Genomic DNA, 18,610 nt, shown 5'->3' on the forward strand with positions numbered 1-18,610 from the left:
GATGTCGAAACTCGGCAACCTCGGCGCTCGACTGCACCGCGGCGAGATCTCCTACGACTTCGTCGGCAAGCGCAAGATCTGGTACGGCGTCTCGATCCTGATCACCATCACGGCCATCCTCGGCCTGGCGGTGCGCGGCCTGAACATGGGCATCGAGTTCCAGGGCGGCGCGGTCTTCACGACGCCCACGAAGATGAGCACGTCGGTGGCCCAGGCGGAGGACTACGCCAACACGGCCTCCGGCCACCAGGCGGTCGTGCAGAAGCTCGGCAACGGCAGCCTGCGCATCCAGATCGCCGGCATCGACACCGGCCAGTCCGACAAGATCAAGCAGGAGCTGGCCAAGGACCTGAACCTCGACCCCGAGAAGCTCGCCGCCGACCTGGTCGGCCCGAGCTGGGGCGAGCAGATCGCCAACAAGGCCTGGGAGGGCCTGGGGATCTTCATGGTCCTCGTGGTGATCTACCTGGCGATCGCCTTCGAGTGGCGGATGGCCATCGCGGCGCTGGTCGCGCTGATCCACGACATCACCATCACGACCGGTATCTACGCCCTGGTCGGCTTCGAGGTCACGCCCGGCACGGTCATCGGTCTGCTGACCATCCTCGGTTACTCGCTCTACGACACGGTCGTCGTCTTCGACAGCCTCAAGGAGCAGACGAAGGACATCACCAAGCAGACCCGGTTCACCTACGGCGAGATCGCGAACCGCTCGATCAACGGCACCCTGGTCCGCTCCATCAACACCACGGTCGTCGCCCTGCTGCCGGTCGCCGGTCTGCTCTTCATCGGCGGCGGCTTCCTCGGCGCGGGCACCCTCAACGACATCTCCCTGTCGCTGTTCGTCGGCCTCGCGGCCGGTGCCTACTCGTCGATCTTCATCGCCACGCCGCTCGTCGCCGACCTCAAGGAGCGCGAGCCCGCGATGAAGGCCCTCACCAAGCGGGTCCTGGCCAAGCGCGCCCAGGCCGGCACGGAGGGGGACCTCGCCGCGGAGACCCGGGGCGGCGCCGATGACGACGCCGACGACGCCGCTCCCGCCGTGGTGGGCCCGCGCAACCAGCCCGCCTCCCGTGGCCGGGGCCGCGGCCGGACCTCGGGGAAGCGCCGATGACCGACATCCAGGAGCTGCTGCTCAGCCGCATCCGTGACGTCGTCGACTACCCGGAGCCCGGGGTGACGTTCAAGGACATCACCCCGCTCCTGGCCGACCCGGCGGCCTTCACCGCGCTCACCGACGAGCTGGCCGGCATCGCCGCCGGCACCGGCGCGACCAAGGTCGTCGGCCTGGAGGCCCGGGGCTTCATCCTCGGCGCCCCGGTCGCCGTCCGCGCGGGCCTCGGCTTCATCCCCGTCCGCAAGGCGGGCAAGCTGCCCGGGGCCACCCTGCGCCAGGCGTACGACCTGGAGTACGGCTCGGCGGAGATCGAGGTGCACGCGGAGGACCTCGTCGCCGGCGACCGCGTCCTGATCGTGGACGACGTCCTGGCCACCGGCGGCACCGCCGAGGCCGCGGTCCAGCTCATCCACCGCGCGGGCGCCGAGGTCGCCGGCCTCGCGGTCCTGATGGAGCTGGGCTTCCTGGACGGCCGCTCCCGGCTGGAGCCGGCCCTCGCCGGAGCCCCGCTCACGGCCCTCCTCCAGGTCTGACAGGTCTGACGACCAGAACCAGCTACGCCGGTCAGGTCCGACCGGTCCGCACGGCGCGACGGCCGCCCCGGGAACACCGGGGCGGCCGTCGTCGTAGCGCCACGCCCGCACCGCGGCCGCCGTCGCCGTACGGACACGCGCCGCACACCCGGAGACCCCCCCGAGGACACCTCCCGGAATCCCCAGGTGGCCTCCCGCGTTGCGGGGGTACACGGTCCTCACATCCGCCTGCGGGGGATGACCGGGCGCCGGATCGCTACCATGGGGTTTCCGGAGCCTGACCGGGGGACCCGGATCGCGCACGAGGAGCCCTCTTGCCAGACGAGGCCCAGCCACTGACCGCCGCCAAGCCCGAGCCCGCCTCGGCCGCCGCGGCGAAGCCCGCGCCGAACGCTTCCCACGTGAAGAACGACACCCGCGGGACGGTCCAGCGCGCCCAGTCCGCGCCCGTCGAGAAGAGCGGCGAGTCCGCGCGCCCCAAGCCGGCCCCTACCGAGCGCCCGGCACAGCCGCCCGTGGTCCGCCAGCCGGCCACGCCGCCCACCCGCACCGGCTCCTCCAACCGCGTCCGGGCCCGCCTCGCCCGCCTCGGCGTCCAGCGCGCGAACCCGTACAACCCGGTCCTGGAGCCGCTGCTGCGGATAGTGCGCAGCAACGACCCCAAGATCGAGAACTCCACGCTGCGCCAGATCGAACGCGCCTACCAGGTCGCCGAACGCTGGCACCGCGGCCAGAAGCGCAAGAGCGGTGACCCGTACATCACGCACCCGCTCGCCGTCACCACCATCCTCGCCGAGCTCGGCATGGACCCGGCCACGCTGATGGCCGGGCTGCTGCACGACACCGTCGAGGACACCGAGTACGGGCTGGAGGACCTGCGCCGCGACTTCGGCGACGTCGTGGCCCTGCTCGTCGACGGCGTCACCAAGCTGGACAAGGTCAAGTTCGGCGAGGCCGCGCAGGCCGAGACGGTGCGCAAGATGGTCGTCGCCATGGCCAAGGACCCCCGCGTCCTGGTCATCAAGCTCGCCGACCGCCTGCACAACATGCGCACCATGCGCTACCTCAAGCGCGAGAAGCAGGAGAAGAAGGCGCGCGAGACGCTGGAGATCTACGCGCCGCTCGCCCACCGCCTGGGCATGAACACCATCAAGTGGGAGCTGGAGGACCTCGCGTTCGCGATCCTCTACCCCAAGATGTACGACGAGATCGTACGGCTGGTGGCCGAGCGGGCGCCGAAGCGTGACGAGTACCTGGCCATAGTGACCGACGAGGTCCAGGCCGACCTGCGCGCCGCCCGCATCAAGGCGACCGTCACCGGCCGCCCGAAGCACTACTACAGCGTCTACCAGAAGATGATCGTGCGGGGCCGCGACTTCGCCGAGATCTACGACCTGGTGGGCATCCGCGTCCTCGTCGACACGGTCCGCGACTGCTACGCCGCCCTCGGCACGGTGCACGCGCGATGGAACCCGGTCCCCGGCCGGTTCAAGGACTACATCGCGATGCCCAAGTTCAACATGTACCAGTCGCTGCACACGACGGTCATCGGACCCAACGGCAAGCCGGTCGAGCTGCAGATCCGCACCTTCGACATGCACCGCCGCGCCGAGTACGGCATCGCCGCGCACTGGAAGTACAAGCAGGAGGCCGTGGCCGGTGCCTCCAAGGTCCGCACCGACGTGCCGAAGTCGTCCGGCAAGGGCAAGGACGACCACCTCAACGACATGGCCTGGCTGCGGCAGCTGCTGGACTGGCAGAAGGAGACCGAGGACCCGAGCGAGTTCCTGGAGTCCCTGCGCTTCGACCTGTCCCGCAACGAGGTCTTCGTCTTCACCCCCAAGGGCGACGTCATCGCGCTGCCGGCGGGTGCCACCCCGGTGGACTTCGCGTACGCCGTCCACACCGAGGTCGGCCACCGCACCATAGGGGCGCGGGTCAACGGCCGTCTCGTACCGCTCGAATCCACCCTGGACAACGGCGACCTGGTGGAGGTCTTCACCTCCAAGGCGGCCGGCGCCGGCCCGTCCCGGGACTGGCTCGGCTTCGTCAAGTCACCGCGGGCGCGCAACAAGATCCGTGCCTGGTTCTCCAAGGAGCGCCGGGACGAGGCGATCGAGCAGGGCAAGGACGCCATCGTGCGGGCCATGCGCAAGCAGAACCTGCCGATCCAGCGGATCCTCACCGGCGACTCGCTCGTCACGCTCGCGCACGAGATGCGCTACTCGGACATCTCCGCGCTGTACGCGGCGATCGGCGAGGGCCACGTCTCCGCGCAGAACATCGTGCAGAAGCTCGTCCAGGCCCTCGGCGGCGAGGAGGCCGCCACCGAGGAGATCGACGAGACGGTCCCGCCGTCCCGCACCCGGGGCCGCAAGCGCCGCTCCAGCGCCGACCCGGGCGTCGTCGTCAAGGGCGTCGAGGACGTGTGGGTCAAGCTGGCCCGCTGCTGTACGCCCGTGCCCGGCGACCCGATCATCGGTTTCGTCACGCGCGGCAGCGGCGTATCGGTTCACCGCAGCGACTGCGTCAACGTGGACTCCCTGTCCCGTGAGCCCGAGCGCATTCTGGACGTCGAGTGGGCGCCCACCCAGTCCTCGGTCTTCCTGGTCGCCATCCAGGTCGAGGCGCTGGACCGCTCCCGGCTGCTCTCGGACGTCACCCGGGTCCTGTCCGACCAGCACGTCAACATCCTGTCGGCGGCCGTCCAGACGTCCCGCGACCGCGTGGCCACCTCCCGCTTCACCTTCGAGATGGGCGACCCGAAGCACCTCGGCCACGTCCTGAAGGCCGTCCGGGGCGTGGAGGGCGTGTACGACGTCTACCGCGTGACCTCCGGCCGCACCCGCTCGTAGGACGGCTCCGGCCGGGCGCCGCGCCCCGCACAGGGGAAGGGCCCCGTACGCCTCGTACGGGGCCCTTCGCCATGCGACGGGCAGGGTCAGCCGCCGAACTCCTGAAGGCCCTTCAGCGCCTGGTCCAGGAGCGCCTGACGGCCCTCCAGTTCCTTCTCCAGCTTGTCGGCCCTGGCGTTGTTGCCCTGGGCGCGCGCCTGCTCGATCTGCGCCTTCAGCTTGTCCACGGCGGCCTGGAGCTGACCGGTCAGACCCTCCGCACGCGCGCGTGCCTCCGGGTTCGTCCGGCGCCACTCGGCCTCCTCGGCCTCCTGGATCGCCCGCTCGACGGCGTGCATCCGGCCCTCGACCTTCGGCCGCGCGTCCCGCGGGACGTGACCGATGGCCTCCCAGCGCTCGTTGATCGAGCGGAAGGCGGCCCGCGAGGCCTTCAGGTCGGTGACCGGCAGGAGCTTCTCGGCCTCCTCGGCCAGCTCCTCCTTCAGCTTCAGGTTCTCCGACTGCTCCGCGTCCCGCTCGGCGAAGACCGAGCTGCGGGCGGCGAAGAACACGTCCTGGGCGCCGCGGAAGCGGTTCCACAGGTCGTCCTCGTGCTCGCGCTGGGCGCGGCCCGCGGCCTTCCACTCCGCCATCAGCTCGCGGTACCGGGCGGCCGTGGGACCCCAGTCCGTCGAGTCCGACAGCGCCTCGGCCTCCGCGACCAGCCGCTCCTTGGTCCGGCGGGCCTCCTCGCGCTGCGCGTCCAGCTGCGCGAAGTGACCCTTGCGGCGCTTGGAGAACGCCGACCGGGCGTGCGAGAAGCGGTGCCACAGCTCGTCGTCGGACTTGCGGTCCAGGCGCGGCAGGCCCTTCCACGTGTCCACCAGCGCCCGCAGCCGCTCTCCGGCGGCCCGCCACTGGTCGGACTGCGCCAGCTGCTCGGCCTCGGCGACCAGGTCCTCCTTGGCCTTGCGGGCCTCGTCGGACTGCCGGGCCCGCTGCTGCTTGCGCTCCTCGCGGCGCGCCTCGACGGTCGCGACCAGCTTGTCCAGCCGCCCCCGCAGCGCCTCCAGGTCGCCGACCGCGTGGTGCGCGTCCACCTGCTCGCGCAGGTGGTCGATCGCGGCCTGCGCGTCCTTCGCCGACAGGTCGGTGGTCCGCACTCGCTTCTCGAGGAGGCCGATCTCGACAACCAGGCCCTCGTACTTGCGCTCGAAGTAGGCAAGCGCCTCCTCGGGGGAGCCGGCCTGCCAGGAACCGACGACCTTCTCGCCGTCGGCCGTACGCACGTACACGGTCCCCGTCTCGTCGACGCGGCCCCACGGGTCGCTGCTCACAGCGCCTCCTCCACATGATGCCTGCGCGGGCCTCAGCGCCCCCGGGCATCGTCCACAGTTTCGTCACGGCCAACATAGGCGACCAGCGGGTTGCCTGTCCGCATCCAGCGCGACCGAAATTCGGCAGTCGGCCGTTCCCGGCCCCCGTTGACCTCAGGACTTGGTGCCGGGCGGCCTCAGGACTTGCTGACGGTCGCCTTGTTGATCACGACCGTCGCGTTCGGCGCACCGTCACCGGCGCCCGTGCTCTCGCCGGCCGCGGCGATCTTGTTCAGCACCTTCATGCCCGCCGCGTCGATCGTGCCGAACGGGGTGTAGCTCGGCGGCAGCTGGCTGTCCTTGTAGACGAGGAAGAACTGGCTGCCGCCGGTGTGCTTCTGGCCGGTGTTGGCCATCGCCACCGTGCCCGCCGGGTAGATGTTGTTCTTCAGGCTCTTGTCCTTGAGGTTCTCGTCCGGGAGCGTGTAGCCCGGACCGCCCATGCCGGTGCCCTGCGGGTCGCCGCACTGCAGGACGTAGATGCCCTGGGTGGTCAGGCGGTGGCACTTGGTGTGGTCGAAGTAGCCCTTGCCCGCGAGGAAGTCGAACGAGTTCACCGTGTGCGGGGCCGCCGCCGTCTTCAGCGCGATGCCGATGTCACCGCACGTCGTCGCGAGCTTCAGCGTGTACGCCGCCGACGTGTCGATCGTCATCGCCGGCTCCTTCTTCCAGCTCAGCTTCTCCACCGAGCCGGCCGCCGGCTTCGCGCACGGGTCCGGGGCCTTGCTGGTCGGCGCCGCGCTCGGGCTGGCGCCCGGGGTGACCTCGGCGCTCGCGTTCTCCTTCTTGCCGCCGTCGTCCTTCAGCGCCCCGGTCGTGTACAGGGCGACACCGCCGATCACGACCACGCCCAGTACCGACGCGATCACGGAGTTGCGCAGGCGGGCCTTGCGCCGCGCCTCGGTGCGCCGCTGCTGCTGCCGCAAGAACTTCTCCCGGGCGAGCTGACGCCGCCGCTGCTCCTGGCTGACCACCGGGTTGTCTCCTCATGCGTGTCGTGTGTCGGGCGGTACGCGTGCGTGCTGGTGCTCCGACCGCTGCGTGTAGCCCCGTACCGTATATGGGTTCGCTGAGGAAACGGCAGCGCCGGTAGGCTCTGACTCCGACGGAAGCCGCCTGTAATCGACACAACGAAGGACGATCGTGCTCATTGCCGGGTTCCCCGCCGGGGCCTGGGGGACGAACTGTTATCTCGTCGCCCCCGCCGCCGGTGAGGAGTGCGTGATCATCGACCCCGGCCACCAGGCCGCCGACGGCGTCGAGGAAGCACTGCGCAAGCATCGGCTCAAGCCCGTCGCCGTCGTCCTCACCCACGGCCACATCGACCATGTCGCCTCGGTCGTCCCCGTCTGCGGGGCGCACGACGTCCCGGCCTGGATCCACCCCGAGGACCGGTACATGCTGAGCGACCCCGAGAAGGCGCTCGGCCGTTCCATCGGCATGCCGCTGATGGGCGAGCTGACCGTGGGGGAGCCGGACGACGTCAAGGAGCTGACGGACGGCGCCACCCTCGGCCTGGCGGGCCTGGAGTTCTCCGTCGCGCACGCGCCGGGCCATACCAAGGGGTCGGTGACCTTCCGGATGCCCGAGACCGCCGACGTCCCGTCGGTGTTCTTCTCCGGGGACCTGCTGTTCGCCGGCTCCATCGGACGCACCGACCTGCCGGGCGGATCCATGGAGGACATGTTGCGGTCGCTGGCCAGTGTGTGCCTGCCCCTCGACGACTCCACCGTGGTGCTGTCCGGCCACGGTCCCCAGACGACCATCGGCCAGGAGCGCGCCACCAACCCCTATCTGCGGGAAGTGGCCGCGGGCCGCCAAGATCGCGGCGCCGCCGAGGCTCCCCGACGAGGAATGTGACGAGAGACCTTCCGTGAGCACCTTCCAGGCCCCCAAGGGCACCTACGACCTGATCCCGCCGGACTCGGCGAAGTACCTGGCGGTCCGTGAGGCGATCGCCGCCCCGCTGCGCAACTCCGGCTACGGCTACATCGAGACCCCCGGCTTCGAGAACGTCGAACTCTTCGCCCGCGGCGTCGGCGAGTCCACCGACATCGTGACCAAGGAGATGTACGCCTTCGAGACCAAGGGCGGCGACAGGCTCGCCCTGCGTCCCGAGGGCACGGCGTCCGTGCTGCGCGCGGCCCTGGAGGCCAGCCTGCACAAGTCGGGCAACCTCCCGGTCAAGCTCTGGTACTCCGGCTCCTACTACCGCTACGAGCGTCCCCAGAAGGGCCGTTACCGGCACTTCTCCCAGGTTGGCGCGGAGGCGATCGGCGCCGAGGACCCGGCACTCGACGCCGAGCTGATCATCCTGGCCGACCAGGCGTACCGCTCGCTGGGCCTGCGCGACTTCCGCATCCTGCTGAACAGCCTCGGCGACAAGGAGTGCCGCCCGGTCTACCGGACGGCGCTCCAGGAGTTCCTGCGCGGCCTGGACCTGGACGAGGACACGCGCCGCCGCATCGACATCAACCCGCTCCGGGTCCTCGACGACAAGCGCGAGTCGGTCCAGAAGCAGCTCACCGGCGCCCCGCTGCTGCGCGACTACCTGTGCGACGCGTGCAAGGCGTACCACGAGGAGGTCCGCGAACTGATCACCGCCGCGGGCGTCTCCTTCGAGGACGACCCGAAGCTGGTGCGCGGCCTGGACTACTACACCCGCACCACCTTCGAGTTCGTGCACGACGGCCTCGGCTCGCAGTCCGCGGTGGGCGGCGGCGGGCGGTACGACGGCCTGTCCGAGATGATCGGCGGCCCCGCGCTGCCGTCCGTCGGCTGGGCCCTGGGCGTCGACCGCACGGTCCTCGCGCTGGAGGCCGAGGGCGTGGAACTCGACATCCCGGCGCCGACCAGCGTCTACGCCGTCCCGCTCGGCGAGGAGGCCCGCCGGGTGCTGTTCGCCAAGGTCACCGAGTTGCGCAAGGTCGGCATCGCGGCGGACTTCGCGTACGGCGGCAAGGGGCTGAAGGGCGCCATGAAGAACGCCAACCGGTCGGGCGCCCGGTACGCGGTCGTCGCCGGTGAGCGCGACCTCGCCGAGGGCGTCGTCCAGCTCAAGGACATGGAGTCCGGCGAGCAGGCGGCGATCGGCGTGAACGAGATCGTGGCCGAGCTGGAAGCGCGGCTCGGCTGACGGCACGCGCGCGCGTGGGCGCCGGACGCCCTCCCCGAGGGGGCGTCCGGCGCCTTCGCCGTACCAGGGGCGCGAGGCGGCCGGCGCTGTCCGGAACCGAGCGGGCGGTACCCGTCGTACGCACATCCTTATGCGGAGCGAACGGTGCGCACACACGCGTGTGCGGCACAATGACCCGTGCCCGAAGATGGTCCGAGTCTCGAGTGACGGAATCGGCGTGATGAGCAAGACGACAGTCAAAGACGTCTCCACGGAGCCCGGCCCGGAGCGCGCCGCCGACGCCCCGCGCGCGGTGGGCGGCAGCCGCGCCTTCGCCATCCTGCTGGTGATCACCGGCGCTGCCGGACTGCTGGCCGCCTGGGTCATCACGATCGACAAGTTCAAGCTGCTCGAAGCCAAGGTCGCCGGCAAGACGTTCACCCCCGGGTGCAGCCTCAACCCGGTCGTCTCCTGCGGCAGCGTCATGGAGAGCAAGCAGGCCGCCGCCTTCGGCTTCCCCAACCCGATGCTCGGCCTCGTCGCCTACGGCATCGTCGTCTGCGTCGGCATGAGCCTGCTGGCCCGCGCCCGGTTCCCGCGCTGGTACTGGCTGACCTTCAACTTCGGCACGCTCTTCGGCGTGGCCTTCTGCACCTGGCTGCAGTTCCAGTCCCTGTACCGGATCAACGCGCTGTGCCTGTGGTGCTCGCTGGCCTGGGTCGCCACGATCACCATGTTCTGGTACGTCACCTCCTTCAACGTCCGCAACGGCCTCCTGCCGTCCCCGCGCTGGCTGAGGTCCTTCTTCGGCGAGTTCACCTGGGTGCTGCCGGTCGTGCACGTCGGCGTCATCGGCATGCTCGTCCTCACCCGCTGGTGGGACTTCTGGACCAGCTGACGGTCCCGGCCGGATTGTCAGTGCGGTGTTCTAGGGTTTCAGCGTGGAACCCGACCTCTTCACCGCAGCAGCAGAAGACCGCCAGGAGAAGGATCCGGCGGCCAGCCCCCTGGCCGTACGCATGCGCCCGCGCACCCTCGACGAGGTCGTCGGCCAGCAGCACCTGCTCGGGCCCGGCTCCCCGCTGCGCCGGCTGGTCGGCGAGGGCAACGGCGGCCCGGCCGGCCCGTCCTCGGTGATCCTGTGGGGCCCGCCCGGCACCGGCAAGACCACCCTGGCCTACGTCGTCTCCAAGGCGACGAACAAGCGGTTCGTGGAGCTGTCCGCGATCACCGCGGGCGTCAAGGAGGTCCGCGCGGTCATCGACGGCGCCCGCCGCGCCACCGGCGCCTTCGGCAAGGAGACCGTCCTCTTCCTGGACGAGATCCATCGCTTCAGCAAGGCCCAGCAGGACTCCCTGCTGCCGGCCGTGGAGAACCGCTGGGTGACCCTGATCGCGGCCACCACGGAGAACCCGTACTTCTCGGTGATCTCCCCGCTGCTCTCCCGCTCCCTCCTGCTCACCCTCGAACCGCTCACCGACGACGACATCCGCTCGCTGCTCCGCCGCGCGCTGAGCGACGAACGCGGCCTCAAGGAGGCCGTCGCCCTCCCCGAGGACACCGAGGAGCACCTGCTCCGCATCGCCGGCGGCGACGCCCGCCGCGCCCTGACCGCCCTGGAGGCCGCCGCCGGGTCCGCGCTGGACCAGGGCGAGGACGCGATCAGCCTGCGGACGCTGGAGCAGACGGTCGACCGGGCCGCCGTGAAGTACGACCGCGACGGCGACCAGCACTACGACGTCGCCAGCGCCCTCATCAAGTCCATCCGCGGCTCCGACGTCGACGCGGCCCTGCACTACCTGGCCCGCATGATCGAGGCCGGCGAGGACCCCCGGTTCATCGCCCGCCGCCTGATGATCTCCGCCAGCGAGGACATCGGCCTCGCCGACCCGAACGCGCTGCCCATCGCCGTGGCCGCCGCCCAGGCCGTCGCCATGATCGGCTTCCCGGAGGCCGCGCTCACCCTCAGCCACGCCACGATCGCCCTGGCCCTCGCCCCCAAGTCCAACGCCGCGACCACCGCGATCGGCGCCGCCCTGGAGGACGTGCGCAAGGGCCTGGCGGGACCGGTGCCGCCGCACCTGCGCGACGGGCACTACAAGGGCGCGGCCAAGCTCGGCCACGCCCAGGGGTACGTGTACCCGCACGACCTGCCGGAGGGCATCGCCGAGCAGCAGTACGCCCCGGACGCCCTGAAGGACCGCGAGTACTACACGCCGGGCCGGCACGGCGCCGAGGCGAGGTACGCGGACGCCGTGGAGTGGACCCGCAAGCGCCTCGGTCGCAAGCGGTCCTGAGCACCCTGTAGACTGCCCCGAAGTGCTGAGTCCCGTGCTGTCAGAGCGGGACAGCCGGCCGGAGACCCGGTCCCTCGCGGACCGGCTCCAGGAGCGTCGCGCACCGTCGAACGGTGTCGCGGGCAGCCCACCACCACCCCGGAGCCCCGGGAGCGGTCGGTGGGCCACTCGCGTGCTGCACGTATGTGCCCAGACCAGGGAAGCGGCTGCCCGTCAGGTCCCCTGCGGACCCGGTGGGTTTTCCCGGCTGCGGATGCGACCTCCCTGAACACTGACGAGCCGAACACTACGAAAGAGACGAAAGACAGTGGCGAACCAGTCCCGCCCCAAGGTCAAGAAGTCGCGTGCCCTCGGCATCGCGCTGACCCCGAAGGCCGTCAAGTACTTCGAGGCCCGCCCCTACCCGCCGGGTGAGCACGGCCGCGGCCGCAAGCAGAACTCGGACTACAAGGTCCGTCTGCTGGAGAAGCAGCGCCTGCGCGCTCAGTACGACATCTCCGAGCGCCAGCTGGTGCGCGCCTACGAGCGTGCGTCCAAGGTCCAGGGCAAGACCGGCGAGGCCCTGATCGTGGAGCTGGAGCGCCGCCTCGACGCGCTGGTCCTGCGTTCGGGCATCGCCCGCACGATCTACCAGGCCCGCCAGATGGTCGTGCACGGCCACATCCAGGTCAACGGCCAGAAGGTCGACAAGCCGTCCTTCCGTGTCCGTCCGGACGACGTCGTGCAGGTCCGCGACCGCTCCAAGGACAAGACGCTGTTCCAGATCGCCCGTGAGGGTGGCTTCGCCCCCGACGGCGAGATCCCGCGCTACCTGCAGGTGAACCTCAAGGCCCTGGCGTTCCGCCTGGACCGCGAGCCGAACCGCAAGGAAGTTCCGGTCATCTGCGACGAGCAGCTCGTCGTCGAGTACTACGCCCGCTGACCCTCGTCACGGCGTACTTCCTCAGCCCGCCGTCTCCCCGCCCTTCCGGGTGGGCGAGGCGGCGGGTTCGCGCTGTCCGGGGCGGGTGCGCGGGACCGGGCCCCGCGGCGCGGGCAGCGCCGGCAGCGGCCGTCCGTCCTTCCGCAGCGCACGGGCGACCGCGCTCTCCCGGTCCAGCCGCGCCCCCCGGCGCACCCACTCCTCGTACCGCTCGTCGCCCAGCGCCTCCCGGGCCGCCGTCTCGCAGTGCTCGTGCGGCGCGTTGTAGTAGGCCGAGCCGAACAGCGGCAGCCCGACCGACGGCCACATCCGTCCGGCGGCGCCCTGGAGCACCGCCGCCTCCACCGGGTCGCCCTGCGTCACCGTCACCAGGGCCAGCAGCTCGATCGACAGCACCGTGCCCAGCAGGTCGTGGAAGCCGTGGGCGTTGTCCAGGCAGTCCGTCAGCAGCTCCCGCGCGCGGGCCGCGTCACCGCCCTGCCAGGCCGCGTACGCCAGCACGAACAGGGCGTACGACCGCGCCCACCGCTCCCCGTGGTCCTCGCACACCCGGCGCACGTCCTCGCACAGCCGCACCGCGTCCGGCAGGTCCCCCTGGAAGGCCCGCGCCATGGCGAGTTCCACCTGGCCCATCAGGACGTTGCTGTTCAGCTCGCCGATCTCCCGGTAGCGGTCCAGCGCCGACCGCAGCAGCGTCTCCGCGCGGGCCAGGTCGTCCGTGACCAGGGCCAGGCAGCCGGTGCGGTGCTCGGCGTACGCCACCGCCGCCGGATCGGCGGACCGTTCCGCCTGCTCGCGGCACATCCGCAGGGCCCGCAGCGCCGGTACGGCGTCGCCCTGGAGGACCGCCACGTAGCCGAGCACCCACAGCGCCTTCAGCCGGGACCGCTCGTACTCCGAGTCCAGCTCCAGGCCGCGCTCCAGCCACCGCCGCCCCTCCGCGAGCCGGCCGCACCCCACCCAGCAGAACCACAGCGAACCCGCCAGATGCTGGCCGAGGTGCGCCTCCTCCGGCTCGGTCAGGCAGAACTCCAGCGCGGTCCGCAGGTTCGGCAGCTCCGCCTCGACCCGCGCGGCCACCTCACGCTGCCGGGGCGAGAACCAGTCCAGCTCGCACATGGTGGCGAGGCCCAGGTACCAGTCGCGGTGCCGTCTGCGCAGCCGGCCCGCGTCCCCGGTCGCCTCCAGCCACTCGGCGCCGTAGGCCCGGACGGTGTCGAGCATCCGGTAGCGCGGGCCCGCCGGGGTCTCCTCACGGCAGACCACCGACTGGACCAGCAGCTCCGACAGCACGTCCAGCACGTCGTCGGCGGCCAGCCCGTCCCCGCTGCACACGTACTCGGCCGCCTCCAGGTCGAAGGAGTGCGCGAACACCGACAGCCGTGCCCACAGCAGCCGTTCGGCCGGCGAGCACAGCTCGTGGCTCCAGCCGATCGCCGTGCGCAGCGTCTGGTGGCGGGGGAGGACGTCCCGGCCCCCACCGGTCAGCAGCCGGAACCGGTCGTCCAGGCGCCGCAGCAACTGCGCCGGGGACAGCGCCCGCAGCCGCCCGGCCGCCAGCTCCAGAGCCAGCGGGATGCCCTCCAGCCGCCGGCACAGCTCCCGCACCTCGGCGCCGTCGGCCACCGGCACGCCCTGCGCCCGCGCCCGGTCCGTGAACAGCTCCACCGCCTCGTCCTCGCCGAGCGGCGCCAGCGGGAACAGCCGCTCGCCCGCGAGACCGAGCGGGCGCCGGCCGACGGCCAGCACCCGCAGCTCCGGGAGCCTGCGCAGCAGCTCCGCCGTCAGCTCGGCACAGGCGGCCACCAGGTGCTCGAAGCCGTCCAGCACCAACAGCGCCCGCCGCCCGGCCAGATGCTCCAGCAGCGTCTGACGGGGCAGACGCGTCGTGTGGTCGGTCAGCCCCAGCGCCTCCACGGCCGCGTACTCCACGAACTGCGGGTCCCGCACCGCCGCCAGCTCCACCCGCCCCAGGACCGGGGCGTCCGCCCGGCCGGTGGACGCCCAGCGCGCCGCCACCCGTGCGGCCAGCCGGGACTTGCCGACCCCGCCCACCCCGGTCACGGTCACCAGCCGTGCCTGGCCGAGCGCCGCCGTCAGCCCGGCCGCCTCGGCCGAGCGCCCGACGAAAGCGGTGAGTTCGAGGGGCGGATCGCCGTCCGCCCGGGAGCCGGGGCTGTGAGGACCTCGCATGGGACACGGAGCGTACTGAACCGTGTTCACCGCGTACAATCGCTTCCCGCAACCCCGCCCGCTGCACCCGGTAATCCGGTACGGAGCCTCCGCCCCGGCGCGATAGGCTCGGGACACTGCTTTTGCATGGTTCAGATGTTCAGAGCACGTTTCAGGGAGCGGGTGCGCACAGTGTCCGGTGGTGAGGTGGCCGGGATCCTGGTGGCCGTCTTCTGGGCGATCCTGGTCTCCTTCCTCGCCGTCGCACTGGCGAGGCTGGCCCAGACGCTCAAGGCGACCACCAAGCTCGTGGCGGACGTGACCGATCAGGCGGTCCCGCTGCTCGCCGACGCCTCCCAGGCGGTGCGCTCCGCGCAGACGCAGATCGACCGGGTCGACGCGATCGCCTCCGACGTGCAGGAGGTGACGTCGAACGCCTCCGCGCTGTCCACCACCGTCGCCTCCACCTTCGGCGGCCCGCTGGTGAAGGTCGCGGCCTTCGGCTACGGCGTCCGCCGGGCGCTCGGCGGCCGCAAGGAGGAGGACGTGCCGGGGAAGTCGCCCCGGCGTACCGTGATCGTGGGCCGGACGGTCCCCGCCGCACGGCGCAAGCGGAAGTAAGGACTGAGACCGAGCGATGTTCCGCCGTACGTTCTGGTTCACCACGGGTGTCGCCGCCGGTGTGTGGGCCACCACCAAGGTCAACCGCAAGCTGAAGCAACTGACCCCGGAGAGCCTGGCCGCCACCGCGGCGAACAAGGCCCTGGAGACCGGTCAGCGGCTGAAGGACCGCGCGGTCGGCTTCGCGCTCGACGTCCGCGACAACATGGCCCAGCGGGAGGCCGAGCTGGAGGAGGCGCTCGGCATCCAGGAGAGCCCCGGACTCACGGCGTCCCGGCGGTATGCCGCCATAGAGAACAACCGCAGCAACCCGCAGTACATCGAGAACACGACGTACTCGTACAACCGGAATGAGGACCACTGATGGAGTCGGCCGAGATTCGCCGCCGCTGGCTGAGCTTCTTCGAGGAGCGCGGGCACACCGTCGTCCCTTCGGCGTCGCTCATCGCGGACGACCCGACTCTGCTCCTCGTCCCCGCCGGCATGGTGCCCTTCAAGCCCTACTTCCTGGGTGAGGTCAAGCCGCCGTTCCCGCGCGCCACCAGCGTGCAGAAGTGCGTGCGCACGCCCGACATCGAAGAGGTCGGCAAGACCACGCGCCACGGCACGTTCTTCCAGATGTGCGGCAACTTCTCCTTCGGCGACTACTTCAAGGAAGGCGCCATCAAGCTCGCCTGGGAGCTGCTCACCAGCCCCCAGGACAAGGGCGGTTACGGCCTCGACCCCGAGCGCCTGTGGATCACCGTCTACCAGGACGACGACGAGGCCGAGCAGATCTGGCACGAGGTCGTCGGCGTGCCCAAGGAGCGCATCCAGCGCCTGGGCATGAAGGACAACTTCTGGTCCATGGGCGTCCCCGGCCCCTGCGGCCCCTGCTCCGAGATCAACTACGACCGCGGCCCCGAGTTCGGCGTCGAGGGCGGCCCCGCCGTCAACGACGAGCGGTACGTGGAGATCTGGAACCTCGTCTTCATGCAGTACGAGCGCGGCGAGGGCACCGGCAAGGACAACTTCGAGATCCTCGGGGACCTGCCGAGCAAGAACATCGACACGGGCCTCGGCCTGGAGCGGCTCGCCATGATTCTGCAGGGCGTGCAGAACATGTACGAGATCGACACCTCCATGGCGGTCATCAAGCGCGCCACCGAGCTGACCGGTGTCCACTACGGCGACTCGCACACCTCGGACGTCTCCCTGCGCGTGGTCACCGACCACATGCGCACCGCCACCATGCTCATCGGTGACGGCGTCACGCCCGGCAACGAGGGCCGTGGCTACGTGCTGCGCCGCATCATGCGCCGCGCCATCCGCAACATGCGTCTGCTCGGGGCCACCGGACCGGTCGTCAAGGACCTCATCGACATCGTGATCCGGATGATGGGCCAGCAGTACCCCGAGCTGGTCACCGACCGCGAGCGCATCGAGAAGGTCGCCGTCGCCGAGGAGAACGCCTTCCTCAAGACGCTGAAGGCCGGCACCAACATCCTCGACACCGCCGTCACCGAGACCAAGGCCGCCGGCTCCGCCGTCCTGCCCGGCGACAAGGCCTTCCTGCTCCACGACACCTGGGGCTTCCCGATCGACCTCACCCTGGAGATGGCCGCCGAACAGGGCCTCTCCGTGGACGAGGAGGGCTTCCGCCGCCTGATGAAGGAGCAGCGGGAGCGCGCCAAGGCCGACGCCCAGGCCAAGAAGACCGGCCACGCCGACCTCGGTGCCTACCGCGAGATCGCCGACGCCGCCGGCGAGACCGACTTCATCGGCTACACCGACACCGAGGGCGAGTCCACGATCGTCGGCATCCTCGTCAACGGTGTCTCCTCGCCGGCCGCCACCGAGGGCGACGAGGTCGAGGTCGTCCTGGACCGCACCCCGTTCTACGCCGAGGGCGGCGGCCAGATCGGCGACACCGGCCGGATCAGGGTCGACTCCGGTGCCGTCATCGAGGTCCGCGACTGCCAGAAGCCGGTCCCGGGCGTGTACGTCCACAAGGGCGTCGTCCAGGTCGGCGAGGTGACCGTCGGCGCCAAGGCCCACGCCGCCATCGACGCCCGCCGCCGTATGGCCATCGCCCGCGCCCACTCGGCCACCCACCTCACCCACCAGGCGCTGCGCGACGCCCTCGGCCCGACGGCCGCCCAGGCCGGTTCCGAGAACCAGCCCGGCCGCTTCCGCTTCGACTTCGGCTCCCCGTCCGCCGTGCCGACGGCCGTGATGACCGACGTCGAGCAGAAGATCAACGAGGTGCTCGCCCGCGACCTCGACGTGCGCGCCGACATCATGGGCATCGACGAGGCCAAGAAGCAGGGCGCCATCGCCGAGTTCGGCGAGAAGTACGGCGAGCGGGTCCGGGTCGTGACCATCGGCGACTTCTCCAAGGAGCTGTGCGGCGGCACGCACGTGCACAACACCGCCCAGCTGGGCCTGGTCAAGCTGCTCGGCGAGTCCTCCATCGGCTCGGGTGTGCGCCGTATCGAGGCCCTGGTCGGCGTCGACGCCTACAACTTCCTCGCCCGCGAGCACACGGTCGTCCACCAGCTGACCGAGCTGCTCAAGGGCCGCCCGGAGGAGCTGCCGGAGAAGGTCTCCGCCATGCTCGGCAAGCTGAAGGACGCCGAGAAGGAGATCGAGAAGTTCCGCGCCGAGAAGGTGCTCCAGGCCGCCGCCGGTCTCGCCGAGTCCGCCAAGGACGTGCGGGGCGTGGCCCTGGTCACCGGCCGGGTCCTGGACGGCACCACCCCGGACGACCTGCGCAAGCTGGTCCTGGACGTGCGCGGCCGCATCCAGGGCGGCCGGGCCGCCGTCGTGGCCCTGTTCACGGTCAACAACGGCAAGCCGCTCACGGTCATCGCCACCAACGAGGCCGCCCGCGAGCGCGGCCTCAAGGCCGGTGACCTGGTCCGCACGGCCGCCAAGACGCTCGGCGGCGGCGGTGGCGGCAAGCCGGACGTCGCCCAGGGCGGCGGCCAGAACCCGGCGGCCGTCGGCGAGGCCGTCGACGCCGTCGAGCGCCTGGTCGCCGAGACCGCCAAGTAGGAAGCGGCCGGAACATGCGCAGAGGACGTCGGCTCGCGATCGACGTCGGGGACGCCCGGATCGGGGTCGCCTCGTGCGACCCCGACGGGATCCTCGCCACCCCGGTGGAGACCGTCCCGGGCCGGGACGTCCCCGCCGCCCACCGCCGGCTGCGTCAGCTGGTGGAGGAGTACGAACCGATCGAGGTCGTCGTCGGCCTGCCTCGCTCCCTCAAGGGGGGCGAGGGCCCGGCCGCGGTCAAGGTCCGCGCCTTCGCCCAGGAGCTGGCGAGGGGCCTCAAGCCGGTGACGGTGCGGCTGGTGGACGAACGGATGACGACGGTGACGGCCAGTCAGGGGCTGCGCGCCTCGGGCGTGAGGTCGAAGAAGGGCCGCGCGGTCATCGACCAGGCCGCCGCCGTCATCATTTTGCAGCAGGCCCTGGAATCCGAACGGGTGTCAGGTGAACCACCCGGCGAAGGCGTCGAAGTGGTCATCTGATCGCGATACGGTAACGTTCCGCGCGATGCGCCGGTGTTCGAACAGCCGGGGCACAGAAAGAGGCGGAGCGGAAGCCGGCCCCCGGCCGCGTGACCGTCGGCCTCGCGG

The 18,610-nt window shown here is 71.1% G+C and carries 15 protein-coding genes; 12 read left to right on the top strand and 3 right to left on the bottom strand.

Going from position 1 to position 18,610, the window contains the following annotated elements:
• Position 1: 1 nt before the first annotated feature.
• The 3 genes from secF to relA all read left to right on the top strand — a co-directional run bounded on the left by secF (position 2) and on the right by relA (position 4,505).
• Entirely contained in the window at positions 2–1,114 is a 1,113-nt protein-coding gene (gene secF / locus AB0947_RS15685; protein WP_366750879.1) for a protein translocase subunit SecF, read from the top strand.
• Positions 1,111–1,650: an adenine phosphoribosyltransferase gene (locus AB0947_RS15690; protein ID WP_366750880.1), complete on the top strand. Its 540-nt coding sequence runs from the start codon at positions 1,111–1,113 to the stop codon at positions 1,648–1,650. The genes secF and AB0947_RS15690 overlap by 4 nt, the downstream gene beginning before the upstream one ends.
• A 314-nt stretch (positions 1,651–1,964) precedes the next feature.
• Positions 1,965–4,505, top strand: a complete 2,541-nt coding sequence (relA, locus tag AB0947_RS15695; RefSeq protein WP_366750881.1) for a GTP pyrophosphokinase — start codon at positions 1,965–1,967, stop codon at positions 4,503–4,505.
• Positions 4,506–4,591: 86 nt separating this feature from the next.
• Here relA and AB0947_RS15700 read toward each other — a convergent pair whose 3' ends face one another.
• On the bottom strand, positions 4,592–5,821 hold the full coding sequence (locus tag AB0947_RS15700; RefSeq protein ID WP_366750882.1) for a DUF349 domain-containing protein: 1,230 nt from the start codon (positions 5,819–5,821) through the stop codon (positions 4,592–4,594).
• Between the two features lie 176 nt (positions 5,822–5,997).
• Positions 5,998–6,834: a peptidylprolyl isomerase gene (locus AB0947_RS15705; protein WP_366750883.1), complete on the bottom strand. Its 837-nt coding sequence runs from the start codon at positions 6,832–6,834 to the stop codon at positions 5,998–6,000.
• Between the two features lie 169 nt (positions 6,835–7,003).
• On the opposite strand from AB0947_RS15705, the gene AB0947_RS15710 reads away from it, so the two are divergent.
• From AB0947_RS15710 to rpsD, 5 genes are all read left to right on the top strand, one after another.
• Positions 7,004–7,720 (top strand): MBL fold metallo-hydrolase, encoded by a 717-nt coding sequence (locus AB0947_RS15710; RefSeq protein WP_366750884.1) that lies wholly within the window; start codon positions 7,004–7,006, stop codon positions 7,718–7,720.
• 13 nt (positions 7,721–7,733) lie between these two features.
• Entirely contained in the window at positions 7,734–8,996 is a 1,263-nt protein-coding gene (gene hisS, locus AB0947_RS15715) for a histidine--tRNA ligase (protein ID WP_366750885.1), read from the top strand.
• A gap of 220 nt (positions 8,997–9,216) precedes the next feature.
• Positions 9,217–9,873, top strand: a complete 657-nt coding sequence (locus tag AB0947_RS15720) for a vitamin K epoxide reductase family protein (protein WP_366750886.1) — start codon at positions 9,217–9,219, stop codon at positions 9,871–9,873.
• Between the two features lie 43 nt (positions 9,874–9,916).
• Positions 9,917–11,272: a replication-associated recombination protein A gene (locus tag AB0947_RS15725; protein WP_366750887.1), complete on the top strand. Its 1,356-nt coding sequence runs from the start codon at positions 9,917–9,919 to the stop codon at positions 11,270–11,272.
• A gap of 307 nt (positions 11,273–11,579) precedes the next feature.
• Complete coding sequence (rpsD, locus tag AB0947_RS15730) at positions 11,580–12,194, top strand: 30S ribosomal protein S4 (RefSeq protein WP_366750888.1); 615 nt, start codon at positions 11,580–11,582, stop codon at positions 12,192–12,194.
• A 21-nt stretch (positions 12,195–12,215) separates the two neighbouring features.
• On the opposite strand, the gene AB0947_RS15735 is transcribed toward rpsD, so the two are convergent.
• Positions 12,216–14,387, bottom strand: a complete 2,172-nt coding sequence (locus tag AB0947_RS15735) for an AAA family ATPase (protein ID WP_366750889.1) — start codon at positions 14,385–14,387, stop codon at positions 12,216–12,218.
• 162 nt (positions 14,388–14,549) lie between these two features.
• Between AB0947_RS15735 and AB0947_RS15740 the strand changes: the two genes are divergently transcribed.
• The 4 genes from AB0947_RS15740 to ruvX are packed head-to-tail and all read left to right on the top strand — an operon-like array spanning position 14,550 to position 18,502.
• Entirely contained in the window at positions 14,550–14,987 is a 438-nt protein-coding gene (locus AB0947_RS15740; RefSeq protein ID WP_086011507.1) for a DUF948 domain-containing protein, read from the top strand.
• 16 nt (positions 14,988–15,003) lie between these two features.
• Positions 15,004–15,351 carry a hypothetical protein gene (locus AB0947_RS15745; protein WP_366750890.1) on the top strand — a complete coding sequence of 116 codons (348 nt, stop codon included), beginning with the start codon at positions 15,004–15,006 and terminating at the stop codon, positions 15,349–15,351.
• Complete coding sequence (gene alaS / locus AB0947_RS15750) at positions 15,351–18,023, top strand: alanine--tRNA ligase (protein WP_366750891.1); 2,673 nt, start codon at positions 15,351–15,353, stop codon at positions 18,021–18,023. The genes AB0947_RS15745 and alaS overlap by 1 nt, the downstream gene beginning before the upstream one ends.
• Before the next feature lie 14 nt (positions 18,024–18,037).
• Positions 18,038–18,502 carry a Holliday junction resolvase RuvX gene (ruvX, locus tag AB0947_RS15755; RefSeq protein ID WP_366750892.1) on the top strand — a complete coding sequence of 155 codons (465 nt, stop codon included), beginning with the start codon at positions 18,038–18,040 and terminating at the stop codon, positions 18,500–18,502.
• Positions 18,503–18,610: the final 108 nt, after the last annotated feature.

Origin of the sequence: Streptomyces sp. NPDC047841 (assembly GCF_040704085.1) — a bacterium.
Taxonomy (GTDB): Bacteria; Actinomycetota; Actinomycetes; order Streptomycetales; family Streptomycetaceae; genus Streptomyces; species Streptomyces argyrophylli.